Below are 26,599 nucleotides of genomic sequence, written 5' to 3' on the forward strand. Positions count from 1 at the left end.
TAACCCTTACACTTGTTTATTTTTATATTGCGTAGGCGTAAATCCTGTGTGGCTCTTGAACAATTTACAGAAATACCGGTAGTCGGAGATACCGACAGCTCCGGATACCTCGTAAATTTTCATCGTCGTCCGTTCCAACAGTTCGCTTGCCTTTTCCATACGAACTCGGTTCAAATAATCCGAGAAGTTCTCGCCGACCTCCTGTTTGAACATCTGACCTGCGTAAGAGGGGTGCAATTGAACAAGCTTAGCAAGCTCTGTCACCTGCACATCTTCTTTGTAGTGCTCGCGAATATAGCGAATCATCAGTTGAACTTCCTTGCGCACCGATGCTGACGGATGAATGCGACTGTTCATCCATTCGTTTACGGCGTGAACCATTTTTTCCCACCATGTGCAGTAATCCGCCCACGTTTCCAATCGATCGACTCCATTTAATCGTTCCACGACCGAGGCTGGAAGCTTTACGAACCCGGGGTGAAACATTTGTCGTGTCATCCGCAGCAGATCCTCTGGATGAACCGGTGGATTATAAAGCTTTGTTATGACAGACACGCTTTCCTGGAACGCTTCGGCATCCTCCCGCAGCATCGCTTTTACCACAGCAGCAATCCACTCACGGATCTGCTCTTCATCGAATCGCCGGAATGTTGTCGCATATTTGCTTACAATAGACGAATCCGACTTATAGAAATACGCTGCTAGTCCATCTAATCCTTCGCGTAACCCGTCGGCAATCTGCTTTACTGTCAAAGGTTGCTTGCCTAGTTCCCGTACCGGGCCGACATGAATAAAGCTCTTAACCGGGGCGAAATCTCTTAAAGCTTCCAGTGCGGCCAAAGCCAGCTGGTTCATCTTGAAGCTTTCCAGAAGCTGTCTGGATCCGATCAACAGGCACAACCGGCTTTGCCGTATCGGCAGCGTCACCATCTGGTTGCATTCACCGAGTATGCGCTGGTCCAATCTCTGCTCCAATACTTCACCTACTTGTCTTTGGAGCTGAACAAGCACTTCCTCCGTTAGATCAGCTTGCTCGGATCCCGCAGGGACGCTCCAGCCAATGGTCAATCCCGCCAAATAGCTGGCTTGGGCAACCCCTTTGAACCACTCTTCAGGAATTGTTCGGCCATGGATACTTCCATCATCGTCCACCAACCGCCCTGTCCATTGGCGCTTCTTCGTCCATTCCTTTTCCCATTCCAACTTACGGCGCATCTCCAGCTTTTGATCCACATCCATTTCCTGCTCAATCTCTTCAGCCACCTTGCGGCAAGCATCGAGAATTTGCTCAGGCGTCTGCGCCAGCTTGATCAAATAGTTATCCACACCCAGCTCGATCGCTTGGCGTGCGTATTCGAACTCGCCATAAGCCGTCAGGATCACAATTCGGATTCGCGGCCACCTCTTGCGTACATATGCGGCTAGCTCTAATCCGCTCATATTCGGCATCGTAATATCCGTTAACAGCAGATGCGGCATATCCCGTTCTATCATTCGGATCGCTTCTTCCGCTCCCGATGCAGCTCCCATAAACGTAAACCCTGCATCCGACCAAGGAATCCGTTCGGAAAAGCGTTCACGTACCCATTGTTCGTCATCCACCATCAGCAGCTTCAGCATGGCACTTTCCCCTTCCGCTACATTTATTTCTCTCGAAGTTCTCCTAGCGGGAGACGTATCGTCACCGTTAGCCCCTCATCCGGTTCATTATGAAATTGCAGACCATACGGATAACCGAATGTCATACTAAGCCGTTCTTGCACATTGCGCAGCCCCAGATTGTTCAAACCTTTATAAGGATTTGGCGTCCCCGTCTCTTCCGTCAGCAAGGCAAGCTTCTCAGGATCAATCCCTGGTCCCGTATCCGAAACCTCAAGCCATACACTATCCGTCTCCGTACTTTTCCACGAGACAATAATATGATTAACCTCTTTTTTAGTGAGCCCATAGAAAATACTGTTCTCTACCAATGTAATCAACGTTAGCTTCGGGATTGCCGTGTTAAAGTAGATCTCCGGGACGGCAATGTCCATCTCGAATACATCCCCATACCTAAGGTTCATAATCTGAACATAGTTTTCCAATTGCCGAAGTTCATCCTCAACGGTCACAATATCTCCGACCTTGTCTGTTGAATATTGCAGTAGCCCCATCAGCGAGCGAATCATTTCACACATTTCATCCGTTTGCCCGGTTTCTCCCAAGCAATAAATGGCATTAAGTGTATTGTTAAGAAAATGGGGGTGAATTTGCGATTGCAGCACCTTCAGTTCATGATGCCGCTTCTTTTCCTCCGCTACCCGCAAGTCATCAAACAAAGACTTAATATTACCCATCATACTGTTGAAACCGTCGGCAATATGCGTGAACTCGTCGTTGCGCTTCAGTTTGATACGAACTTCCAATTCGCCGCGCGCAGCCGCCTTGAATTGTCGGGTTATCGCTGTTACAGGCTTGCGGATGTAGTTCGTAATCCATACGGAAACAATAACTGCAAGAATAATCGCGATTAGCAGCACTACAACCAGCTGTTTCTTAAGCGAATCCAACAAAGGAAACGCCTGCGATTCCTCGATCACGGAGAAAACAAACCAGTCCCAGCGATTTTGATTACTGCTAAGCACCGTATAGCTTCCAAAAGAGGTGTGAACGGTGTTGTAAGCCGTCCCGCTCTTCTGGGTTAATGCTTGCAAGGCATCCTTCATTTGCAAATGATCCTGAAATGTCTTCGGATAGGCGAGATACGTGTTTGTCGACAAATAATCGCCTTGGCCTGTAAACAAATAAATTCGCCGCTGCTCACCTTGAATGATCTGCGGACCAGTTAGCGCATTCAAATTCAAATCTAGCGCAACGACGCGGTTATTGTCGATTTGCTTGGAAACTGTAATAACGGAGCGTTCATTGATTGAATGAGGTGGACTCCACCAAAAGCCTGTTTTGCTAGTCTGAGTCTTAATTTCCTCGATCCGCTCCGGAGTGATATAAAATCGATACCCGTAGGGAGAGCTAATCTTCACTTTGTCATATTCGATCAGATAAATACTATGTATCTGTTCTTGGTGGTAAGTCATGATATTATCGATTAGCTCCATATAGTCGGCTTCATCCATTTTATTGTATAAAACCGGATTGGAAAGAAAGATCAGTTGACTTTGTATAGAATTCATTAATGTTTTGATATAATTTTCAACCTGTACGACGGAGCCTTGCAGCACTTCTTCATTGTTCTGCCTGATCGGCTCGAAAAGCCGCTGGTATCCGAAAATGCCGATCACCAGGAAAAGTACGATTACGGACAAAAAAGTAAGGATAAACAGCTTGGTGCTGACACTGGAAGTGAAGCTTTTTCCTGTAATCCGACGAATCATGCAAGATCGCTCCCCTATCCTATGAGGATACAGCAAAGCCCCCGATATCGAGGGCTTGTGACTTTTTAAATATTATAGCATGGTCAATACTTCTTTGTACCTAAATCTTTCCTGTTTACTCATGTGCGCTCACCATTACCCCTTTACGGAGCCTAACAATGCACCTTTGACAAAATATTTTTGCAGGAACGGATAGATGATCAGGAGCGGTAATGTCGCTACAACAACTACAGCCATCTTGATCGTTTCCGGAGGCAGCGCGTCTAAAGCCAATGAATTAATCGACAGTTCAGAGCTGACATTCGGCGCTTGAATCATGCTTCTCAGCACGACCTGCATGGGCATAAGCGTTTTGTCGGAAATATAAAAGATACCTTTGAAATATTCGTTCCAATGCGTAACTCCGTAGAACAAACCAATCGTAGCCATAATGGGCGCCGACAATGGAAGGACAATGCGAAATAGTGTCTGTATATCTCCGCAACCGTCCACCTTGGCTGCCTCCTCTACTTCAGCTGGGAGGTTTTCAAAGTACGTTTTGACAATCAATAAGTTAAACGTGGAGACCATTCCTGGAATAACGAGCGCCCAGACCGAATCGTACAATCCAAGACTGCGAACCATAATGTAAAGTGGAATGATTCCTCCGCTAAAAATCATCGTGAAAACGAGCGCCATCAGGATAAAATTACGGCCTGGAACTGACTTCTTAGATAGCGGGTACGCCAACAGCGTAGTGACTACAAGATTCAAAGTCGTGCCTACAACTGTGATGAATACGGTAATTTTCAACGCTTGGGGAATACGCGCGCTTCCGAATATTTCTTTATAAGCTTGAAAAGTTAAATGCTCGGGCCAAATTACGAAACCGCCATTCTTCATGACTTCTATATAAGGAGTCAACGAAACGACAACGACATAGTAAAGCGGAAACAAGGTGACGAGGGCAAACAAGGCCAGAACGGTATTTATAGCCGCATCAGCAACCTTATCCCCTTTTGACTTTTGGAGTACGAATGACATCGTAAACCCCCTCCTTTTCCAAAATGCAATCTACCATATGCCGGAACCTCCGACTTTCTTGGCCAGTTTGTTTGCACCTATAACCAAAATGAGCCCTACCAAGGATTTGAACACACCCATAGCTGCTGCAACGCCAAACTCCAGACGCTCAAAGCCGTATCGATAAACCCATGTATCCACAATATCCCCGACATCATACACCCGGGCATTCAAGAAGATGAAAACCTGATCGAAGCCTGCATCCAGTATGCCGCCGATTCTAATAATCAACATGAGCACGAATACATCACGGATACCAGGCAGCGTTATATGCCAGAGCTGACGCCAACGTCCTGCACCATCCACGACGGCAGCTTCATAAAGTTCCTGGTTGATGGATGCCAAAGCCGCCAAATAGATGATGGCTCCGAATCCGGTATTTTTCCAAATTTCTGATAGTACCAGCATTGGTCTAAAGAAATCCTTGTTCGTCAATAAATCAATTTGTCCCCAACCCATATCGCGTACAAACGTACTAATCAATCCGGAGCCCGGAGCAAGGAAAGAGAAAGCTAATCCATATACGATGACCCAAGATAGAAAATAAGGTCCGTAAGTAATGGTTTGTACCGCTCTCTTAAACCAAAGCACCCTGACTTCATTCAGCATAAGAGCAAGGATAACATCAGGCACCATGTTGCCCACAATTTTGTAAACACTGATTAACAGCGTGTTTCTCATAATTTGATAAAATTCAGGATTATCGAAAATGACTCGAAAATTATCGAAGCCTACCCAAGGACTTCCCCAGATGCCCTTCATTAAGTTATAGTTCTGAAAAGCAATTAAGGTTCCCATCATAGGAGCATAATGAAACAGAATATAATAGACCAGTCCGGGTATCATCATGAGGTAGAACCATCTGCTGTGGTATATTCTTCGTAGTTTACCTTGCCTCACAGGGCGTGCAGCTGTAGGTTTCTCATTCAATGCAGTTGTGGTTTCCGCCATCGCCATATCCTCCTAGCCGTATCTCTGTTGGAAGGCAGAAGGAACCCATGAACAACCCAGGGTTCCCCTCGATGCCTCGACACGTTTATTTAAAATCGTTTAGTTTCTTATCCTTCATAACGGAGTTCAATTGTTTGGTATACTCGGCGAAAATTTCTCTTCCTTTGAACTTGGTCATCAGTTCTTCACGGTATTGCGGCCAATTTTTACCGCTCTTGTCTTCAAGAACTGCTTTGGCATGGAATTTGCTCATTTCTTTGCGGAAATCCCCGATGTTGATACCTGCAGGAGGAACTAAGCTTACTGGCGGCAATGCATTATGTTTCGGGAAGCCTTCAACCGTTTTCAGAATTGCACGGTCATGCTCGGAAATACGGGAATCAATCAGTTCAAATCCGAGTACATTAGGATCTTCCGGTGTAAATGCAGCATACACATTCAACCAGTTGCCTGCTTTGGCGACATCAGCTTCGAAAGCTGCAACATTTAAAGTAATCTTGTTGCCAGATTTCGTGTAGTGCTTACCTTCTTGCCCGAAGTGGGTCAGCAAGAAGCCTTCTTCACCTTCAAGCCAGTTGACGATTTCCAAGGAACGCTTCACTTTGTCCGGACTCTTATCGGCTGTAGCTTTGCTTATCAAGAACGTGTCAGTAGGTACGTTGTATTTCCACATGATCGGTTTGTCGAGCGGATAGATCGGCTGCCAATTGGCTTTTGGATCAAGAGCTTTCGTACGATTTTGTACGCTTGTAGCCACACTGTCCAGAGCCACTGTTTTGTCGCCAGCCGTGAAGAACATTCCGACTCTGCCTTGAGCAGCTTTATCAAAATGAGCTGGCGGCTTGTTCAGGAACCAGTCCGGATCTACGATTCCAGCTTTGTTCCATTCCACCACTTGATCGATAACCCCTTGTACTTTAAGATCCGTACGATTATCAACATAGCTGTTGTCGACGATCATAAAGTCAGCTACAAATCCGTTGTTCAACCATTGCGGGAAGTCGAAAGGAAGATTTTGCCCGCTGCCTGCTGCCGTAAAGCCATAAGTATCTTGCTTGCCGTTGCCGTCAGGATCAGCTTTCGTGAACTGGGTTAATACGTTGGTCAGATCCTCGTAATTTTTGGGAGACTTCAACCCTAGCTTATCGAGCCAGTCTTGGCGAATATACCAGGAAGCATAGGTGTTACGTGAGTATGGCACCATGCCGCGAGTGAACTCACCCTGCTTGAGTTGGAAAGCATCTACTTCTTCTTTCGTTACCCACTTGAAATAATTAGGCATCGTTTCTTTCGTAACGAATGTGCTCAGGTTAGCGGAAATTCCATCATTAATGTATTTCTGGGACTCGGCACCACCGGCGATGAATAGATCAGGAGCGCTTCCGCCTGCCAAAGTAGCATTCAACTTGTCATGATATTCTTTACCAGTCACCATATAATCGATTTTCAAGTCCACGTTAAATTTCTCTTCAATCGCTTTTTTGACGAAATCTTTGTCTGCGGAAGGCAGTGTCACATTCCCCAGATTTCCATTCATGACGGACCAGTTAAGCGACAGCTTGGCTGGCTTAGCGTTTCCAGTTGCTTTTGGAGTTTCTGTTGTTGTTGTTGCTTTGTTGTCCGAGCATGCTGTAAGCGCAAACATTGTAGCAAGTCCTAGCACTACCAATTTTTTCATTTGATATACACCCTCCTGTTTATATACTGGCCGTAAACATTTACCCCCTGTAAAAGCTAAATGATGACGTTTACTTGACTTCATTATAGGTCCGCCGAACTAGCGAAACTAGCAGACGATTTCAAGAAATAGTGGTCATAATACAGAAATGACGCTTTAATTTACACAAAAAAAATGCAGCCCTATGGACCGCACTCTGATTAACGTTCCTGATAAATTGTAATATGCTTTGTCATTTCTTGCCATCATTCGTTTCCGTTTTCCGAGATATGACTCCAACATTTCGATTTCAGAGCCCTTCAGTAGCCTTTTGAAGGTAGCTTTTGCTGTAGTAGCTACTAATGTTGTAATTTCTACAACAATTCACATGCTCAATGGCTATCTTGCAAGTTGAAGTTGCATAATAAAAGTTCGATTTTTCCATGTGTGGATTCGGGAGAAATGCAGTTGAATAAGAGTCTTTAGAGACTGCTATCTTTTCATTTCCAGCGTATTTTGTAAAAATAGGAGTCCCTAGAGACTCTTAACGTTCAAATGAAGTGTGGATTCGGGAGAAAAATCGTCGGATAAGACTTTAAGGAGCTAATTTCACAATTAAGCCCTATTTTCCCACAAGGTGCCTTAAACATCGTACAAGCTATTGTCATTCAGGCCAATTGATGAACATTATGCAACTTCCAGGAAGATAGTGGAATAGTAGGATATAGGCAGCAATTGTTGCACTTTCTAGACTGTCGATTGATTCATTATGTCTCTCACAACTGGTATTCAAAACTCCAAAATCCAATTTTAGAGTCATTCACCTTTCGTGAAGGCAAATGGGCTTAGTGGTTACCAATGTTGTATTTCATACAACAATTCACACGCCCAAAGGCTATTTTGCAACTTGAAGTTGCAGTTTGTACAACATTTTTAGCCCATTTGTTGCGAAATGGCCTGTATAGGAGCAAATTGTTGTACATGATGCAACAATGTACGGAAAAAGCGCGATAACGGCAGCAATTGTTGCACTTTCTACAACATCATTCAACCGCACACATGGATTCATTCATCTAGCAACCTCAATTGAGCATAGGTGAAGATTGAACCCGATCTAAGACACCTCCATTGCAGAGCAAGATTAGATGAATGAATCGACGGTCTCCTTTCTACAACATCACTCAACTGAGAATATGGATTCATTCATTCGGCGACCTAAAATGATCATTTCAATGATAGCTTACTTACCTACTCCTTTATTCATTACTGAAAATGCGATCAACTCATTCTTATCTGGGTCGATAAGAACAAAGCCGACATAATGATAGTTACAGAAGATTAAGTCAAAACAAGTCTTCCGAGATACATCGATACGATCTATGAAAAGAGGACGTTTAAACAAAACCGTATACCTATCCACATTTTTTCCAGGAGTTATCGCTTTTTCTAGAAATATAGTTCTAGATCCTTGAGCTTCATTTAATTCATTTTTGCTAGGATCTCCTGGCAGAGAAGCCGATTGAGATCTATTAAATCCTAGTATTTTAATTGGCGCATTATGCACATAAGGTTCAATCATTAGCTTAATTCTTAAATTGGGGATTTGATGGTTAATTTCTACTAGTGCGAAGATGATAGTTGATAGGAGAAATACAATACCTATACCTTTTTCAAGTGTTATACTTTTGGCAAATAGGAAGATATGCAAGCATGACAGCAGTATATAAGCTATAGTTACCGCGTAAAACTCCAGGGCTGTCATGCTATATTGATAGGGCGCGACAACGATATAACTCAAAATGAGCACGATAATAAGGCTGATGATTTTAAAACTTTTTCTCAAGGAATAACCTCCGATTTGTCAATTCCATATTCTCCCTTTAAATTCCATTTGATACAGAATACCATTACTGCACAAAAAAAAGCTAGCCTGTTAAGGTTAGCTTTTTGACTGCTACTCGTTACGAATATCCAATTCCCATCGGACCTTCTTGTCCATTTTACTGCACAGTGACGAGCGCTTCCGCTTGCTGGCCGAAGCGTCTTCCCTCCACAGTCAATTCTACAGCTACCCTTGCGCGACGAACAGGAGGCCCGGACGGAGTGACACAGAATTCAATAGTCTCCGTCGCTTTTGCTGCTAACTGAAGTGATGCTTGTTCCGGGTCGGCCCGCCAGCCTGGTGGCACAACCAATCGCACTTCAGCAAGTGCTTCACGTGCGAATGGATTCTTCACTTCAACCTGCATCGTAAATTTCTCACCAACTTGAGTGTGTGTCTGGTAAGGCGAAAGTCGCCCGCCGATCCCTTCTGCCCCAAAGTCAACTTCATTTAGTGGGAGCAGTTCTCTATGAAGTCTCTCCAAAGCATTACCACGCGCTGCCAGTTCGGCGAAGTAACCAGGCTGTACCCATAACGGCTCCCAGTGGCCGGTCAGGATTACATCGGGATGCAAAGCTTCGTACAAAGCTGCGCTGTCCACATAATCTTGTATGCGAAAGCGGTTTTGATACACGTAATTCCAGAGCAGCCCTTCTCCTCCCTGATATTGATCCCCAGAGACAAGCACGTGCTTATCATCGACCATAAGCGAGATAGCCACCGCATATAACGTATGTCCGGGCAGTGGGTGGAGCGTGAATTCGTACTCCTCCCATTGGATCGAGGCACCGATTGACAGCTCACGGTCAACAGGGATAGCATCGAACCAAAGACAAGGCAAATCATAGTAAGAAGGCTGGCGAAGAACGTCTGCGAACGTTTCAGAAGCCCAAACTTTGGTCCCCTCGTTGTCCCGCAGCAAGTTAATGCCGGCCACATGATCGTCATGGTAGTGTGTCGGCACGACCGCATCCACCTGCGTAATCCCATACTGCTTCTTTAATGTCGCCAGCGTATACAGCCATGGTCTGCGGGATGCCCGGTCCGATCCGACCGGAATACCCGTCAGGAAATCGTAGCCAAAATCAAAGAAGAGCGCCTTACCGCTTTTCGATAGAAGCACATAATAATTCGACATACTCATTCGGCTGCGCAGCAGATGGGGAGTTACTTCCTCGAAAGGCTGTTCGCGCAATAGAAGCAGCCGCGGGTTTTGCTGACGGTATTGCATCAACTCCTGCAGCCGGGTGATAAGTATGCCGATTGCCTCGGATGGCCGCTCCATTCGTTCACCGTGCGACGGCAGCAGCCAATCCGGTGCACGTTCCTGAAGATCGAGCAAGGAAGCGACGGTGGCTGGGAGCCCTTCCCCACCGTTGTATGACCATTGTGTCGCCGCGAGCGACCACATCTTTCCGGGGCCTGCGATCAAATCACCGGTGAAGGCAACGTGCCGACCGTCAATCCAGGCAAGAAAGCTAACGGAACCGATTGTATGTCCCGGCGTAGGAACTACCTTGAATCCATATCCGGCAAATTCGTACGATTCGTAATCCTTCAGAGCTCCGGCGATAGCTACTTGCTCGAGTAAGGAATAGCGATCTTGACGGACATTGTAGTTATTAAATACTTCCCTCGCTTGCCAGTGTGCATCAATGTTCGAAAACAGCTCTTGTTCGGTGTGCGGCACCCAAATGGGGATACCTGCTTCTGACGCGCGTGCAAGCCCTTGTCCTTGATCGCGGTGATGGTGCGTCATCAAAACCGCGCAGACTTGATCTACCCCGATCTCTGTGAGTCGATCAAGTACTTCACCGCTGCCGAAATCGATTAGTACTGCCTTTGTTCCATTTTTCACAACGTACACATGACATGTGTCCTGATATAGAAATAAATTCTTTGAAAGTTCAATCATAGATATGTTTACCCCATCTCCTAATTCACTAAAGCTATTTCTTTACTTTTTGTGTTTTTGGATAAGTCATGTTTTTCACTTTCGGGCTACTTTTCATCTTCGCCTACAATTTTGACTGCTGACTTAGCCACATGTCGTATTCTAGGAGCATAGGACGAAAGCGTGAGAACCCGTTCTCGAACATGGACCGATATTGCGTGTGTCTCATTGGGTCAGGCGCATAGACTTGTGACTCTGGTGCTGGAAGAGCAAGTATGGCCTCCTCGAACGAAGTATACACACCAGAACCGACACCCGCCATTAACGCTGCGCCAAGCAGTGTTGCTTCCGGCAAATTCGGATGCTGGAGCTCGATGCCGGATACGTCTGCTTTTATTTGCAGCCAGTGTTTATTCTTGGCACCCCCACCGACAACAATTAGTTTGTTGATGGGCTCTCTCCCTACTTTTTCGGCTTCCTGCCGCAGCCATTCCATCTGGTATGCGTTTCCTTCCAATATGGCCTTGAACATATCGCCTCGACTATGACGCGTAGTAAGGCCAATCCAGCCAGCCTTTGCCAAGGCATTCGGAGAAGGCGCACCGCAACCTGACAAATAAGGGTAGTACAGGATACCTGTCGGAGTAAGGGCTACCTGATCCAACATGCCTAGAATATCGGAATAGGATAAATCTCCTTTATCCAAAAGATCCCGCAGCCATTCCACTGAACCCCCTGAGGCTGAGTGACCGCCCATCCAGAACATTTGACCTGGCAGTGGATGGCGTCCGAAGGCAAGACCGGAATGGTAATCGGCTTCCCCAAGCGCCCTTATGCCGAAGTGCCCCACCAACGTTTCCGCAGTGCCCATGGAATTATAGACACGCCCGACCTCTGACTGACCAATTGTCAAGGAAGCACATACATGATCGTGGCCGGCAAGACAAACGGCTGTTTCAACTCCTAAACCTAGTCTCCGACTAACTTCAGGCAGCACGGTTCCTATGGAAGTTCCCGTTGCAACAACAGTTGGAAAATGACTTTCTTTAAGTCCAAAATGCTGGATTAACGGCAGATTCCAAGCCTGCTTATCCATGCGATACACGAATGTTCGGGCAGCAAGTGTTTCCTCTTCCATAAACCTTCCTGTAAGTAAATAAGCGACAAAGGAGGAAACGGATAGCCAAACGGTGCCTTCAAGCGCCTCGGGCTGCGTTTCCTGTATCCAAAGCAGCTTCGACAGTCCTTGCTTAAAAGACGGATGAAGTCCGCTTTGGCAAAACTGCTCGTAAGCGTCAATTTCGCTTTTTATCCGTGCCTCATAGGGTAATGCACACGTCTCAAACCAAGGAATAATCATCGTTCTGGCTGCGCCCGTTTGGCGATCCACAAGCAGCCCGCTTTCAGCCATACTGGTTATGCCCACTGAACGAATAGATGTAACGCGTGCTCCTGTTACCACTTCGTTGATAAGATCAACCACGGTGTTCCACAGATGCTGCGGGTCATAGTAAGCATACCCCTGTGCATGCTGCTGCTTCCGGTTAGCCCTAATTGCCGTAGCCAGCAGTTTTCCATTTTCATCAGCTACTCCTGCTTTAATGTTCGTTGTACCTATATCGAAAGCTAAAAACAAAGTAGCCACCTCATCCTGAGAAAGTTCCCGCAGTCACAATCCGATGGTAGGAGCCGCGTCCCAGCGTACCTTCCCTCATGACCCACGGAGCATCGAAAAAGAGCCGCTGCTCGTCTAATTCCTCTAACTGGCTAACGCTTCCAGAAAGATAGTCTTGAATTCGCTGTTGAGCCGTCTCCAGTCGGGATAATACGCCTCCGTATCTGATATCAATAACTTCCCAACCGAATGGTGTGTTCTCGGCTAACCATATGGTGCGATGGCATTTCCGCAGATGATCCACATCACTCCGCAGCGTGTTGATTTCCGATTCAATACGCCCTAATTGCTCCAAATCATTTGCATCATAAGCGCTTTTCAACCGAATACCCATATCGCATTTCACACGCAGCACGCCAGCCAGCTGTTCATAAAACACGAAAAGTCGGCCCCAATCCCCATTCCTACCTACTGCAGCCGACATCTTCAACTGCAAATCAGCATAATGGTCGCTTAACGGCAGCCCTTGCACGTTAGAATCATATAAGCCGATCATAACATCCTGCCAAAGCAAAAATTTTGAAGGATTGGATTCCTGCATATTATTTTTGGATATACCAGGCGTTTCATCAAAGGCGTTGAGGGCTATAAAATCGTCCCAATTTCCTCCGGTACAGAATGCAAAGCGTTCAGCCAGCTTCGCCTCATCCACCTTCTCCGAATAGCCATGCTCCGCAAAAAGCTGCATGCCAGCTAAACCGGTAAACACACTTGTCTCTGCACCATTATCACCCCACATGGTAGCAAAGACTTCTCGAACTCCTTCTGATTTGCAAGCGTTCAATGCGGCTGAAGTAGTAGCCATCGTCTTGCCGTAATTTGGAGCAACACTGCCCCAAGTCCAAATCCCGCCAGCAAATACAGGATCAGAGCCAAAAGCTCTATGTTTCTCTATAAACGTACGGTAAAAAGCTTCGTCATCATGGTAATAATCCCAATAGACGTACTGCACATTCTTAGGCATATCTGCTATAACATCCGATGGAATCTGTCCGTTTAAATCGTAATAATTGCCAGTTTTGGAACCTAGGCGAAAGTACATATCACTCCAAATCATCGGTGAAAGTCCGAACTCTCCACAGATATCAACTACCTGCTCCAGATGTTCATTCATGATATCAAAGCGTTTGCGGTAGCCGTTCTGCTCCAGATAGCGTCCAAGTCCAAGCTGATGGGCTTCATCCATCCCAATATGAATGTTCTTACTGCGGAACGGCGCCACCGCTGCCTCAATCAAATGACGAATAAAGGTGTAAGTTTTCTCACTGCCAACTAACAAAATATCGCTGGTATCGCGGATATCTCCGGCGTAGTTCCATTTCAAGGCTTCCGTCAAATGGGCAAGGGTTTGAATGCACGGTACTAGTTCAATGCCCAAGGAAAAAGCATAGTCGTCACAAGCCTTCAATTGCTCCGCCGAAAAGCGCCCCCGCATGTAACCGAAATAAGGATACGGCTCAACGGCAAATGTATCTTCTGTATACAGCATAAGTCGGTTTAGTCCCATCAATGCCATTTTTCGCAGCATCGTTTCAACCGACCCTACCGTCAATACCGCATTACGTGATACGTCAACCATGACGCCATTGGTATCAAACTGTATGTGTTCCGTTAGATGGAAATTGGTCCTGCTCTCGTAATGCTGTATCCAAAGACCAAATGCACGAAAAAAATGAATGGGCTCTTTATAACGAATCCAGCCTTTCCCGTCTTTAAAGCCTGCTTCCAATTGGTTATCGTCTGATCGAACGACCTGAATCACCAAACCGTCAGGACGGAGCGTACATCCTAGCTCCATACTTACAACACTTAGTCCCGCTTCGAGTCCTTGCAAATCGCCTTCCAAATGAAGCTTCATCTCTTCTTCTCCTCACAAGTGCGTAATATGGATTCACTGTTCGTTTCAATATCAAGCTGAAGCTGGAGTGGGTGCGTTTGGCGATAGGGCCGCTCCGAATCCAGCCAAATACGCAAGCGTTCCGCATCCTTATCGAGCAATTGTCCACTAAGTGTCCGAAGCTGCTGTAAGGCTTGCTTCGCAAGAAGAGATCGCCCGTCGCGAACATACTGGATCAACACTTCATAACCCAGTCTGCTGCCGCACCTGGCTAGCGCTCTGGCAATAACCAATTCGAGCATAGCTCTCCGTTCCAGAAAATAATCGGATTGCGGAGCTGATGAGCTTATTTGCGAATGCAAATAGGGAATACGATGCAGCTGTTCCAGAACAGGAATAGCGCCTCGGTCTCCCAACCGCTCTGCTCCTTGGCTAATGGCATCCACATAGTAATAGAGCCCAAGCCACGTATCTGTAAAGTCTTCTTCCCTTGGCTGCATGAGGTCAACCACCCGCTGCCATACAGCAATGCTGCGTGAATCTCTCGTCTGCGCGAGGGAATATAGCAAGTAAACGACATCTGGCATCGCGCCATGATCAGGCGGCAATTGGACATACATCATATCCGCAGTCCGGCGAGGAAGCTCTGTGCCTTTCAGCTGTTCCATGATCCTTTCGATCAGTACAGGAACGGCGGATTGGTTTCCAAGCATCGCCAATGCTTGCGCCAATCTTATTTGCTTCGCCCCCGAAGCCAACTCAAGCGCTTCCGCCAGAAACGGTACGATCCTCTGACCTAGTGAGCATATTTCCACAAAGGGAATGGGTCCCTTATAAATTTCATTCATTCTCATATTCGCATATTCATAGAGCGGTTGCTCCGATTCAATCTGATCCACCAGTCCTCTTAACGCCTCTTCCGAATAATGAATAGGCGCAAGACGTCTAGTTCGAACCGAAGCAGGTAATATCCCCTCGTGAATCAAGCGATCCTGCAGCTCTTGAATCCTAATATCCCTTGGTGTGACACCTGAACGTACGGCAAGTGCGGCTGCAAGCGCAGCTACTCCACCCAGATTTTCTAAGTCAGACTGCATGCGAATAGCAGGAAGCGCATCATGTGTAGCAGATATGGCTTTTCCGGCAACCAACAAACCTTCAATGGCTTTTGGCAGCAGCAGACGGTAAGGGATTTCAATTTCTAAATTAGGGGGGATAAGTCCGACATTTATCCAGTCTGAGCCACTAACCCCTTTGACATCATGATTGCTAAAATGAATATTAACGACGTCCGGCCAGCTGCGCTGCAAAAGCTGATCAGACAACTGCATAACGGTTTCACCTATAATGTGCCGGCTTTCCCGCGTTGCGACATAGATGCCATGATCGTGCAATTGCGGATCGCCTCTTCTGCGGCCAGCCATAATGGCACGCGTATAGTCCAAGATATCCGATACATCCACCATGCTTGTAAAATTGTTTTGAATCTTATCAGGCGTTTTATATTGGGCGAGGGAGTACCACATCACCGTATGGTCCTTGGCAGAGCCGTACACAAACTCTGCTCCTGCAAAAGCAGCCACATCCCCATCCCCCGTCGCATCAATAACGACCTCAGCATATAACGCAGCAGGTCCCCAGCGTGTGGCTACTTGAACACCGCATACGCGGTTCTCTTTCATTAATACGCCATATGTGAACGCATTAAACAGCAAATCGACGCCTTTGCGAACGGCTTCCTGCTGCAAAGCGAACATTTTGGCTTCGATGTTCCATTTATGCCCCTTATAGCCGATTTCCTGCTGCACGGCTAACACAGCCTCATGAATCCGAGAAGCGAAGCCTTCTCTTCTACCAAACCAATAGCTATCTACCCCGCCTAGTGTCCCAGTTCCGCCAAGTCCCGGATTCATATCCACGAGGAGCGAGTTGACACCTTCCCCTGCTGCTGTGATAGATGCACAGGCTCCGCTTGAGCCGCCGCCGATGACGAGCACATCTACCTTCTTGAGCGTAGGAAGAGGGGCGTCTATCTTTTTACTTGTACTTGATGTGAATACTTGTTTAGTAAAAGGCCTTTTAATTACTTCAATTGCCAGCTGCATACCCGCTTCAACCGCTAAAATCGGATCTAGACATACAGGCAGCTGCTTACACAAGCTATAAATGCCAAACATCCCATTCGCTGTCTGCTGCGTTTCGATCGCCAGCGTAACGCGGTTGCCTTATTGCATCTCCGCACCCCTGAGAGGAAAAGGACCGTGAAGCTCGAAGGACGACCCGCAAAGCACCGCTTTCCGGAATGCAGGGACATGCTTTACCAAATAAGCCGCTAACGCCATGCCGCTCCTGCGCGCTTCCAGTTCACGTTCACCCGCCGCTGCGATCTCATTGGCACTCGCTAATTCCAACCAATACTCAACATAGCGATGCTGCTTTCCACGATAACCCTCCATTAGCCGGACTTGGCCGCCCAATAGTCCCAAATCGTCAGGAACCGCATACGTCATAAGCTCCTCAGCAGCTTTATCCGGCCACTCTACGCCGGTAAATTCCAATGTCCTTGCAAACGCTGCCTTTTCATTGAATGCCAAATCAACCACTGGTTCACCACGAAGACGTGAGACTATCGCGGTTTCCGTTGTATCAATCAGCTTGCTGCAGCGGATGAATTGGCTGCCCATTTTATTAGCGATCACAATGCCTTCCAGTCCTGATTCCTGATCATTACTTATAATGGCAACCGGAAGCGATGCATAGATGAGCTCAATACCATATGCCATTAGTTTATCTTCCAGTGACCGCTTAAGCCGATCTGGTTGCAGCGGAATATGAGCCATGTCAGCAGCATCTGCTTGTGCAGCTGACTGCTCCACGACAAATTGAATCAGCTCAGGCCATTTCCCATCCTCACGCGAAGAAAGGTCAAGCCACGGGCGAAGAGAGGCGGTTAATTCCCGCCCCAAATAAGTCCGTGGCTCAATGATCATGACCTGTTGTCCGGCCTTGGCCAATTCGACCGCGCATGCAATGCCAGCCAAAGAACCCCCGATGATAACAACATCTTTGTTAGCTAATACGGGAATTCCCGCTTCCCATTGGGTCGTCTTGTCCATGTCATCTCTCCTCCACATGCACGCATTATTCCGATACGGACAGAACAATGTTCAGCTTTTCATCCAACATCGGAACGTCTACTTCATACAAATGCTCGCTGATAAGTAAGACTGGAAGCGCCTTGCCGTTCAACTGCGCGGAAACACGATTGTTCTCCGACACGAACCGGAACGTACCGCCTTCTTTGAGCTGAAGCGATCGTGTAGAACCTTCCGATTTCACATCGCTAACCGCATCCGTTGCTACATACTTGTTCGTCAAACCAATTGGTGTCACAGCCCCCCCTGAAGGAATAATCAGGTAAATCGCACATTGACCAGGCTGCAGCTCAAAAGCATGCTGTTCGCCCTGATGCATGATCTTCATCTCACCAGAGAAGTGTTCATAGAGAACAAACGCATCGCCTTCCAATCCTGGAACATCGGACGGACCTACCGTGCCTTTGACTGAATCCGTATATTTACCAATATGGAACGCGGCAACGACACCGGATGACTTGGCGATATTCCATAGCTTGAGCGGTACGGTTTCCTTCGTAGGATCAAGCAACAAGCAATCAGCCGTAGGGTTCGGCGTTTGCTCACAGCGAATGATTTTTCCGTTGTTATAAATTAATGGCCATAGTTTTGAAGCATCCGTGTTGCCCGGGGCATCACTGAAATATATCGGACCGCCGCTGACCGAGCGGAGGACAGCATTTTGAATATCATCATGATTCTTAGTCCAGTACATATCCCAGTCACCATAATAAAAAGCGCCATGATAGTAGGAATTGTAAGCATTTTGCAAGGCATGTTCAGCGAAACCAAATTGATCTTGGGGAACGAAATCATCACTGTTGCGCGACACAGAGGACTTAGGACGGTGCCACATATTTTCCGCTGCCATCCCCATGCAGTTAATGATTGTATTGTTAAAATGTAGTGCCGCAGAAGCTTCCAGCGCCTCATGAGCAGCAGCTGCAGCCTCACCGATCGACCACTCATGCTTCGTGAAGTTCAAGACGGCGCTTTGGCTGTCTACTTTTACGAAATCAATACCTTGACGCTCCAAAAAGGAATGCCACGCATGCCAGAAACCAAAGCCGCGGCCCGCATCCGGATATGGAATTAAGCTCCCTTTGGCATTGCTGTATAGATAATCGCTGAATTGTTTCGCGAGTGGGCTATCCGGATGAATGCCGCCCCAATAACCGGCAATGGTATGCCAGACTCCAACCCAACGAATACCATACTTTTCCTTAAGCTGACGGACGGTTTCCGCGAGACCTTGAGGAAATTTCTCTACATCTGCCTCAAAAGAGGACAATTTTTTGTCTACCGTCTGTGACCATCCATCGTCAATCATCACCCATTGCACCGGCAAGCTAGCAGCCTGCATCTCTTCGGCTTTTACCAACAGTCCTTCTTCATTGACCTGATGGTAGAATGCATCCCAGCTGCACCAGCCAAGAGAGTCCAGAATTTCAGGATAGGGTTTACGTGAGCGAGGCAGCGTCGGGTAATCAAGGGTATGCAGCGCAGCTTCCACATGTCGCTCTACAAGCTGGTAAGGATCAGTCCCCGCACCTAGTACAAACGATAAAGACTCACAGCGCGTCCTTCCTCCTTGATGCGAAGAAACGCGAATTTGCAAGCCTTCCTCCGTACCGCATACATCTGTTCGAAACACCGGTCCGCAAACAGGCAGCAAATGATAAAATGCCGATTCCTTACGCCACAGCAAAGATTGTGTCCGTTCAGGTAATGTCGACCATTTTGGGTCAAAATGAGGTCGTGTCCACCAGTCTTTATGCTGATAATTGGCCATTAAGCCATCTATATTCGTCATTCCTTGTGCATGAATGATAATGCCATTCTGAGCGGCAAAGCAGTGTTGTTTGCCAAAATCGCTGGCATTTATCATTTCTCCCTGCACCGATGTCAGTACAAAGGATTCATAACAGCGGAACTGTAAATGAACAACAGCCGTGTCTGCTTCATTCGAATAGGTTACTTTCGTTTCTGTGTAATCACCGAGATGATCCGTTCCCGCAGTCTTTTCGTTTGCTCCGCGCAGAAGCGGCAATGCCGGACCCGAATCAGGCGTCACGGTAACACCAATACGGCCCAGAACATCCTGCAAGCCGCTTGAACTTAGATTTTGAAGTTCAATTTCATTTAGTTGAAACATAGGGGCCTCCTTATAACCGTTGTTGTTCAAATTCATGAAGCGCTACGGATAGGCTGGCGGCATCTCCGACATGATCCATTAATCCCGAAGGAACAATTCCGCAAACACCTAGTGAAATCGGCAGCGCTTCGCGTTTTAGCTCCTCCATAACCAAAGGGGCTAGCATGGACTCCTGCCGTTCATAAATACTGCCGATGACGATGGTATCCGGATTGAGGATGTCAATTAGGATCGCAAGTCCTCTGCCTAGCTGCCCACTTACCTTACGAATCACCAGCATCGCCAGCTCATCGCCAGCATGTGCCGCTTCAAAAACATCTTTCGCTGTGAGCTCTTGGAGCTGATCCTTAGAAGTAGAAAGTATCGTTGATTTTCCTGCAGATAACCAGTCTTCAGCCATCGCAAACGCCAGCCGGGCAATACCGCCGCCGCTGCAAAACCCTTCGAACGAACCTTGCTTACCATAGCCTAGAGGTCCATCCTCAGCTAAACGGATATGCCCAACCTCGCCGGCCATATCGTTCGCTCCTGCATATAAGCGGCCATTTAGAATAAGACCCGCACCCATTCCGGTACCAAAGGTCAAGAAGATCATATTCTGGGAACCTCGCCCGGCTCCCCATTTCCATTCAGCTAACGCACAGGCGTTGGCATCATTTTGCAATCCGACAGGAACATCGAAACGTTCTCGAAAAGGGGCTAGCACATCAATACGGTCCCAACCAGGTAAATTAGGCGGCGACAGCACGAGGCCATCCTTACTGCTTAAAGGACCGCCACAGCTGATGCCAATGGCTTGTAAATTACCTTCAGGATTGCGCTTCAGCAGCTGCTCTAGCGCGTCACCAAGCTGCACAAGTGCTTCATTCGGCGTTGCCGGCGTCGGAAAGCTTATTTTATCTAAAATGTTAACGGTCTCTCCAGCAGTGATACCAAGCACCGCAGCGCACTTCGTACCTCCTATATCAATGCCACCAAGCAGAAGACTCATACGAAAAATGCCTCCTCCAGCATCATGCATAGCACATGGTAGATGGGAAGATGGCGTTCCTGAATGTCTGGTGTTGAACGATACGGCACGCAGATCGTCACATCGCAAAGTTCTTTTAAGCGGCCTCCGCCTTCCCCAGTCAAACCAATGGTGTAGACACCAAGTGCTTTGGCAACTTGCACCGCGTGTACAATATTAGCCGAGTTACCCGATGTACTGAATACAACGAGTGTATCCTCCGGCTTTCCATAGCCATATACCTGCTGTGCGAATACCATGTCAGCCGCCACATCATTATTGAAAGCTGTTGCAAACGCTGTATGGCTGACAAGCGAAATGGCCGGCAGCGCACCTTGCAAATGATCAGCCAAATACGTCCCCTGCTCTTCGCCGTGAAGCATCATTTTGTCTCTTTGCTCCTTGGGTAGCTTGCGCGGCGACATAAATCCTTTCATTAACTCGCCCACAACGTGTTCACAATCAGCTGCACTTCCTCCGTTACCGGCAAGCAGCATTTTGCCTCCCTTTTCAAACGACACTTTCATAGATTCAAATGCCTCTTGGATTGATGAACGACACGGTTCCAAGTCTGGATATTTCACGAAAAGCTGCTCCAATGTTTGACTCATAACGTCAATCTCCTCCTAACACAGGTTATGTTTGTTTCAAGTGTTCAATAGCTTCTATGAAAAAGGGTTCGCTGCCAAAGCTGCCTGATTTTAACACCAAAAAGCGCTGCGGCGTTTGGAGCGTTAAACAGGATGGCAATCCCGGCTCAATTTCTTGCCAGATGCTAAGTCCGCCAATGCCCAGCTTATCGCAGACCGCAGCGGACGTTTCCCCTCCAGCGATGAGCAGACGTTGCTGCCCTGTCACATTGACGACCGATTGTATGACGTCGGACAGCGCATTCGAAACGATAACGGACACTTCCGTATTGCCGTAGCCGAGTTCAACGCCTTTTACTTTCGTCGCCGCCACTTTGAGCGGGCTATTCGAGGCGTGAATGAGTACGTCCTTATCATCCTTTAGAAGTCTTGACGCTTGTTCGACCAATTGCTTGCAATGCGCCTCCTTCTCAGCAGGGTTAAACAAGAGCAAGGAATCGAGCTCCAATGCTGTCAGGCCCTGCTTTTTGGCATAGGCAATTTGCGCAGCTGTTTGCGGCATTAAACTGCCTGCGGCGCACAAAACAGCTGAGCGTCCAAGCGCTGGCAGCTTATTCGCAACACTCGTTTGCACGGCATTCTGCTTCTCTAACAACGCCAGCTCCTCCGCCAAAGCTGAGCTTCCGCAAATAATCGGCTCAGCCTGAACCGCTTGCGCAATGGTCTTTAGTGACTGCTGATCACGCACATCGAGGATGATATAGGTGAAGCCTGATTGCTTCATCACTGCAATTTGCTCCTCTAACACAGAAGCACCTTGTTCTACAATATGAATGGGAATTAGTCCTACTCTGCGGTCCGTTTGTGATTGTAAAATATCAACCAAATTGGAACAGCGCATCGGATGCACAGGATCGTTTCGAAACTCGGATTCTTGCAGTTTTTTACCATGTACATAATGAATGCCATTCAACGTAGTCCGTCCATTTTTCGGAAAACCAAGCACTACTATGCCAAAAGATGCGTCTAGCGCATCAAGCATGGCATCGAATTCTGTCCCGATATTGCCGCGGAAGACGGAGCACGTTTTATTGATAAATCGTGCGCACCCAGCCTCCTGCAGCCGCTTCGTCATCTGGTACACCTTCGTGTACGCATCATCCGGCGTATCTAATCGGGAGTGCGTGTCGAGAACAAGTACATCAGGTTCGGCACCATTACTCTGATCTCTCCCCGTCCACGCCTCCATCGGGTAGACATGTGTTCTGATGTTCGCTTTAGCGTACATGATGCCGATGTCATTAGCCCCTGTAATATCGTCTGCGATAATACCAATCATTCGGAGAACCTCCTTCTTGGCCTATAGCCCGACTCGTTCAAGAAGCTTTGAACCACGTCATCTGGCAGCTTGCGTAGGGAAATCCCCGAACTCTTCGCCATCACATACATCTGGCAAGCCATTTCAAGTGTGTGCATGGCCATACGGGCTTCCTTCACGTTCTTGTCGTAAACAAGAACACCGTGATTTTCGAGGAAAAGCACATTCGCTTTGCATGCCTTTTCCCGCACCGCATCACCAAGCTCGCGGGATCCAGGATGAAAATAAGGAACGCGTTCTATGCGTTCCAAGTAATACATCGTTTCAACAAACCATTCAGATGGCAGTTGTTCTGCCGAGCAGGCTAGCATCGTGCTGTAAAAGGGTGAAGCATGAAGCACGGCCCCTACATCAGGGCGAGACTCATAAATCGCTTGGTGCATGGGCACTTCTTTGGATGGCTTCTTCCCTGGTGCAGAGGACGAGGTGCCACCCGTTAAAGCGCACTCAACGAAGTCGTCTTCGCTGAGTTCCCCTAGGTCTGTACCGCTTGCTGTAATCAAGTAGTGGTCAGCTTTGGTTCGCGCACTGATATTGCCTGCGTTTCCCCAAGCCAAGCCGTTATTCAGCATGTAACGCCCGGCTTCCTGCAGCTGCTGCCAAACCGATGCCTCCATTTACTCCACATCCCATTCCAGCATATTGGTTTCTTTGATCGGCAATTCCGGATTCTTCGGCACGCGGAAGGTTTTGATCTCGCATGGGTTAAAATCCGCCTTAATGACACGCTTCCATCTAGGCAGCTCAATCTCGGCTGACGTAGCGGATTTATTCGTCTCATAGACACGAATAATGAGGTCCTCGTTATCTTCCGCTTTCTTGATCGCACTAACAACGATATTGTCGCGGCTTACTTTTACATAGGAATCGGTTTGCGCAAGCTCCCCTTCATGGAACGATTCGATAACAGCAATCGGCTTGCAGTTAAGTTCCGCTGCGCGCTTCACCGTACCGGCCTGCTCCCATGTGCCTTCATGAGGCAGCAAGGAGTAAGAAAAACGCTGAATGCCCTGATCGATAAAGGAATACTCACCATTTGGATCCGGCTCATAAGGCACATGGTGCGCATAAATAGGACTTCTCAGTACAGTCAACGCCATGTCTTGGTTATGAATGCTATAGCTGTATTTGGCATCATTCATTAGGCTGAGGCCATACATGATGTTGCCTTTTCGAGTCACACCCGAATAATCAATCCACGTTAATCCTGGTTCTTCTTCGCCGTTATGTTCACGTTCAATCGTACCGTAAGGTATTTCGTAGGTTTGCTTGCTAAAGATGACATTCACAGGGAAAACCAGCTTTAACATTTTGAAGGACTCGCGCCAATCCACCATCACCTGTACATCGATTTGATCGCGGTCCGGATACATGGCGAAATCTTGAACTAGCTTCGAGCTGCCATACTCACTGACAACACGGATGACTGATTTAACGGGACCATGCTCGACACGGAACACCTTTTTCGCCTTGAATGTGCCAGCCTTTTGGTTAAAATGCAGCACATCATGGCTCCATGTATCCGACTTATCATCCAAGACGATGGGCTTGGCTCCTTCTCCTTTAAACACTTCATGATCGACCACTTTATCATGCAGGCTCTTGATATAGCCTGTTTCTTTATCGAACTCCAAGCGGAACCGCTTATTCTCCATAACTAAGTCGCTTGCTTGAATGGGCTCGCCAACCGGTTTAAGTGAGGCTGACTCAGCCACCAATTTGTACACCCGATATCCCATGGAAGGCAGCTCAGCCATAAAGCTAAGACGGAAACGGCCATTTGCAGAAGCTTGTGATTGCACTGTCTGGAATGGCACCGGATTCCCTTTGTCATCAAGCAAAACAGTAGTGGGTTTGATGCCTCCTACTTCCAGCTCAACGTTTACACGGCTTTCCCATGCATGAGGGTTAAAAACAACAATCGGCTTCATGGTTACATCCTGTTCAATGTTTATGTTCCATGATAAAGATTGAACCGCATAATTAAGGGAACGATCCGCGATAGCCATGGCTTCCCCATACAAGTACATCGCGTCTTCGTAAGCAGACTCCAAGCTGGTTCCAGCTAATATGTCATGGAACTGATTAAATAGCACATTTTTCCAAGCTTGCTTGAACTCTACCGGATAAGGTTGACCCGTAATCCATGAAGCAAGCGCCGAGTACTTCTCTGCGGCCATTAATCGATTCTCTGCCTTGCGATTCCAATGCTTGATGCCTGAATGCGCTGCGTAGCAGCCGCTAGCATGGTGCTGCAAATCATCATGAACGACCGGCAGCTTTAAGTTCTTGCTCTCCATCTCTTTGAAATACGCATCCGGCGTTGCAAACTCCAGCTTAGGAAGGGATGGGTCCTCGTTCATGCGGCGAATACTCTCGATATTTTCTTTCGTTGGGCCGCCCCCATGATTGCCAACGCCATAGAACAGCATCAATTCGTTAAGCGGCTCTTTGAATTCGCCCAAGCAGCGGCGAACATGGTTTTCCAAATCTTTGCCCCAAGACAAATATTCATACATGATGCGGAATGTCATGACTTGTGAGCCATCATCAGATTCCCACATGAACAGACGGCTTGGCAGCCCTTTTTCATTCGGCATCGGACGCATCATCACGTAATAGTCCATCCCGCTCTTCTTCAGAATTTGCGGCAGCATACCGTTATGCCCAAAGCTGTCTACGTTGTAGCCAACTTTAGCGGTTACCCCGAACTTTTCTTTGAAATAATGTTGACCGTACAACCCTTGACGGACGAAGGATTCCCCATTCGGAATGTTGCAATCAGGTTGAATCCACCAACCGCCGACAATATTCCAGCGTCCTTCCTGCACGCGTTTTTTGATCTCCGCGAACATCTTTGGCTCGTTATTTTCAATCCACTCGTACATGGCAGCAGAGCTGGAAGTGAAAATAAAATCTTCGGACTCTGTCATCCGGTCTAGAGCAGAACGGAATGTCGCCTTCGCTTCTTGGAATCCTTCCTGCCATTGCCATAACCAAACCGGATCCAGATGTGCGTTACCAATCATATAGAGTTTGTTATCTTTCATTGAGAGAATCCCCCGATCTATTTGTTAAAAACATCCGCTTTACCAGCGCTGTTCAAAAAATGCTTCATTTTTTCCATCACCGTTTGCGTAACGGCATCACGGCCAACTTGCAGCCTATCCGGCGCTAAGTTTTTACATTCTTCATTGGTCATCCGTTCTTCACGTCCAAGGGCTTGGAGCAGCGAAAGCTCCAAATCCGTCGCGATATTCACTTTGCTAACACCGCCGCCTGGCAATTGGTAGGCTCTGCGCATCATTTCAGGTGGTACGCCAGAACCGCCATGCAGGACAAGATGAACCGGAGTCAATCTGCGAATTTCCATCAAGCGGTCATAGTCGATTTTCGGCTGCTTCACGACATATACGCCATGTGCGGTACCGCAAGACACAGCTAGCGCATCAACACCGGTAATCGCGACAAACTCAGCCGCTTCCTGTGGATTCGTATATAATTCTTCATCTTTATCCGTTTCTACGAAGTCTGTTGTGCCAATCATTCCAAGCTCGGCTTCTACGGAAACTCCTTTCGCATGGGCATATTCCACAACTTCCTTGCTTATTTCCGCATTTTCGGCAAATGGTTTCTCCGATGCATCAATCATGACCGACGTAAAGCCTGCTGCAATTGCTTCCTTAATGGTTTCTAATTCCTTTGTGTGATCCAAATGCAGTACGACAGGCACTGTGATTTGCTGCTCTTTTACTTGGCGGTAAAATTCTTCTCCAAATTCAGCTGCTGTAATCCCATAACGAATCAATTCTTTATGTGAAATTTGAACAATTAACGGTGAATTTGCGATTTGTCCCGCCTTCAGAACGGCAGCAATCATTGGGGTATAACGCGGCGAGAAAGAGCCAATCGCAAAATGGTTCGCTTCAGAAATCTCAAGTGCTTGTTTTAATGTGATTACCGGTGCAGTAGGTGTTGAGTTTGTCATCGAGTATGTCTCCTTT

Annotated in this window: 18 protein-coding genes; all 18 read right to left on the minus strand. The window is 47.3% G+C overall.

The genetic code is table 11. From position 1 onward, the window contains the following. Positions 1-6: 6 nt before the first annotated feature. The 18 genes from ASG85_RS30985 to ASG85_RS31070 all read right to left on the minus strand — a co-directional run bounded on the left by ASG85_RS30985 (position 7) and on the right by ASG85_RS31070 (position 26,583). Entirely contained in the window at positions 7-1,620 is a 1,614-nt protein-coding gene (locus ASG85_RS30985; protein ID WP_057306577.1) for a response regulator transcription factor, read from the minus strand. 23 nt (positions 1,621-1,643) lie between these two features. Continuing rightward, positions 1,644-3,371, minus strand: a complete 1,728-nt coding sequence (locus ASG85_RS30990) for a sensor histidine kinase (RefSeq protein ID WP_057306578.1) — start codon at positions 3,369-3,371, stop codon at positions 1,644-1,646. 135 nt (positions 3,372-3,506) lie between these two features. Then, the gene (locus ASG85_RS30995; RefSeq protein WP_057306579.1) at positions 3,507-4,394 is read right to left on the minus strand and encodes a carbohydrate ABC transporter permease; all 888 of its coding nucleotides are present in this window, start codon (positions 4,392-4,394) and stop codon (positions 3,507-3,509) included. A 30-nt stretch (positions 4,395-4,424) separates the two neighbouring features. Next, on the minus strand, positions 4,425-5,384 hold the full coding sequence (locus ASG85_RS31000) for an ABC transporter permease (RefSeq protein ID WP_082562522.1): 960 nt from the start codon (positions 5,382-5,384) through the stop codon (positions 4,425-4,427). A gap of 85 nt (positions 5,385-5,469) precedes the next feature. Beyond that, the gene (locus ASG85_RS31005) at positions 5,470-7,062 is read right to left on the minus strand and encodes a hypothetical protein (protein WP_060648803.1); all 1,593 of its coding nucleotides are present in this window, start codon (positions 7,060-7,062) and stop codon (positions 5,470-5,472) included. A gap of 1,219 nt (positions 7,063-8,281) precedes the next feature. Continuing rightward, the gene (locus ASG85_RS31010) at positions 8,282-8,884 is read right to left on the minus strand and encodes a hypothetical protein (RefSeq protein WP_057306582.1); all 603 of its coding nucleotides are present in this window, start codon (positions 8,882-8,884) and stop codon (positions 8,282-8,284) included. Between the two features lie 157 nt (positions 8,885-9,041). Beyond that, the gene (locus ASG85_RS31015; protein WP_060648804.1) at positions 9,042-10,838 is read right to left on the minus strand and encodes an MBL fold metallo-hydrolase; all 1,797 of its coding nucleotides are present in this window, start codon (positions 10,836-10,838) and stop codon (positions 9,042-9,044) included. Positions 10,839-10,941: 103 nt separating this feature from the next. After that, positions 10,942-12,453, minus strand: coding sequence for an FGGY-family carbohydrate kinase (locus ASG85_RS31020; protein ID WP_060648805.1), 1,512 nt, complete (start codon positions 12,451-12,453; stop codon positions 10,942-10,944). 10 nt (positions 12,454-12,463) lie between these two features. Beyond that, positions 12,464-14,350 (minus strand): beta-N-acetylhexosaminidase, encoded by a 1,887-nt coding sequence (locus ASG85_RS31025; protein WP_060648806.1) that lies wholly within the window; start codon positions 14,348-14,350, stop codon positions 12,464-12,466. Beyond that, complete coding sequence (locus tag ASG85_RS31030) at positions 14,347-16,506, minus strand: FAD-dependent oxidoreductase (RefSeq protein ID WP_060648807.1); 2,160 nt, start codon at positions 16,504-16,506, stop codon at positions 14,347-14,349. Before ASG85_RS31030 ends, ASG85_RS31025 begins: the two co-directional genes overlap by 4 nt. A gap of 48 nt (positions 16,507-16,554) precedes the next feature. After that, a complete protein-coding gene (locus tag ASG85_RS31035) occupies positions 16,555-17,445 on the minus strand; it encodes an FAD-dependent oxidoreductase (RefSeq protein ID WP_060648808.1) in 891 nt (296 codons plus the stop codon). Between the two features lie 25 nt (positions 17,446-17,470). Beyond that, a complete protein-coding gene (locus ASG85_RS31040; protein ID WP_060648809.1) occupies positions 17,471-19,618 on the minus strand; it encodes a Sip1-related alpha-galactosidase in 2,148 nt (715 codons plus the stop codon). A 10-nt stretch (positions 19,619-19,628) separates the two neighbouring features. Next, positions 19,629-20,609 (minus strand): ROK family protein, encoded by a 981-nt coding sequence (locus ASG85_RS31045; RefSeq protein WP_060648810.1) that lies wholly within the window; start codon positions 20,607-20,609, stop codon positions 19,629-19,631. Beyond that, the gene (locus tag ASG85_RS31050; protein ID WP_060648811.1) at positions 20,606-21,238 is read right to left on the minus strand and encodes an SIS domain-containing protein; all 633 of its coding nucleotides are present in this window, start codon (positions 21,236-21,238) and stop codon (positions 20,606-20,608) included. The genes ASG85_RS31045 and ASG85_RS31050 overlap by 4 nt, the downstream gene beginning before the upstream one ends. Before the next feature lie 25 nt (positions 21,239-21,263). Then, positions 21,264-22,556: a four-carbon acid sugar kinase family protein gene (locus ASG85_RS31055; RefSeq protein ID WP_060648812.1), complete on the minus strand. Its 1,293-nt coding sequence runs from the start codon at positions 22,554-22,556 to the stop codon at positions 21,264-21,266. Beyond that, a complete protein-coding gene (locus ASG85_RS31060; protein WP_060648813.1) occupies positions 22,553-23,212 on the minus strand; it encodes a class II aldolase/adducin family protein in 660 nt (219 codons plus the stop codon). The genes ASG85_RS31055 and ASG85_RS31060 overlap by 4 nt, the downstream gene beginning before the upstream one ends. Beyond that, a complete protein-coding gene (locus tag ASG85_RS31065) occupies positions 23,213-25,645 on the minus strand; it encodes an alpha-mannosidase (protein WP_060648814.1) in 2,433 nt (810 codons plus the stop codon). A 17-nt stretch (positions 25,646-25,662) separates the two neighbouring features. Then, positions 25,663-26,583: a class II fructose-bisphosphate aldolase gene (locus tag ASG85_RS31070; RefSeq protein ID WP_060648815.1), complete on the minus strand. Its 921-nt coding sequence runs from the start codon at positions 26,581-26,583 to the stop codon at positions 25,663-25,665. Positions 26,584-26,599 lie beyond the last annotated feature (16 nt).

Source organism: Paenibacillus sp. Soil724D2, assembly GCF_001427935.1.
GTDB lineage: Bacteria > Bacillota > Bacilli > Paenibacillales > NBRC-103111 > Paenibacillus_E.

Excerpts from the sequence above, each read along its gene's own strand:
- ASG85_RS30985 (WP_057306577.1), bottom strand. The coding sequence starts at position 1,620 with ATGCTGAAGCTGCTGATGGTGGATGACGAACAATGGGTACGTGAACGC.
- ASG85_RS30990 (WP_057306578.1), bottom strand. The coding sequence starts at position 3,371 with ATGATTCGTCGGATTACAGGAAAAAGCTTCACTTCCAGTGTCAGCACC.
- ASG85_RS30995 (WP_057306579.1), bottom strand. The coding sequence starts at position 4,394 with ATGTCATTCGTACTCCAAAAGTCAAAAGGGGATAAGGTTGCTGATGCG.
- ASG85_RS31000 (WP_082562522.1), bottom strand. The coding sequence starts at position 5,384 with ATGGCGGAAACCACAACTGCATTGAATGAGAAACCTACAGCTGCACGC.
- ASG85_RS31005 (WP_060648803.1), bottom strand. The coding sequence starts at position 7,062 with ATGAAAAAATTGGTAGTGCTAGGACTTGCTACAATGTTTGCGCTTACA.
- ASG85_RS31015 (WP_060648804.1), bottom strand. The coding sequence starts at position 10,838 with ATGATTGAACTTTCAAAGAATTTATTTCTATATCAGGACACATGTCAT.
- ASG85_RS31025 (WP_060648806.1), bottom strand. The coding sequence starts at position 14,350 with ATGAAGCTTCATTTGGAAGGCGATTTGCAAGGACTCGAAGCGGGACTA.
- ASG85_RS31030 (WP_060648807.1), bottom strand. The coding sequence starts at position 16,506 with ATGTTTGGCATTTATAGCTTGTGTAAGCAGCTGCCTGTATGTCTAGAT.
- ASG85_RS31035 (WP_060648808.1), bottom strand. The coding sequence starts at position 17,445 with ATGGACAAGACGACCCAATGGGAAGCGGGAATTCCCGTATTAGCTAAC.
- ASG85_RS31040 (WP_060648809.1), bottom strand. The coding sequence starts at position 19,618 with ATGTTTCAACTAAATGAAATTGAACTTCAAAATCTAAGTTCAAGCGGC.
- ASG85_RS31045 (WP_060648810.1), bottom strand. The coding sequence starts at position 20,609 with ATGAGTCTTCTGCTTGGTGGCATTGATATAGGAGGTACGAAGTGCGCT.
- ASG85_RS31050 (WP_060648811.1), bottom strand. The coding sequence starts at position 21,238 with ATGAGTCAAACATTGGAGCAGCTTTTCGTGAAATATCCAGACTTGGAA.
- ASG85_RS31055 (WP_060648812.1), bottom strand. The coding sequence starts at position 22,556 with ATGATTGGTATTATCGCAGACGATATTACAGGGGCTAATGACATCGGC.
- ASG85_RS31060 (WP_060648813.1), bottom strand. The coding sequence starts at position 23,212 with ATGGAGGCATCGGTTTGGCAGCAGCTGCAGGAAGCCGGGCGTTACATG.
- ASG85_RS31065 (WP_060648814.1), bottom strand. The coding sequence starts at position 25,645 with ATGAAAGATAACAAACTCTATATGATTGGTAACGCACATCTGGATCCG.
- ASG85_RS31070 (WP_060648815.1), bottom strand. The coding sequence starts at position 26,583 with ATGACAAACTCAACACCTACTGCACCGGTAATCACATTAAAACAAGCA.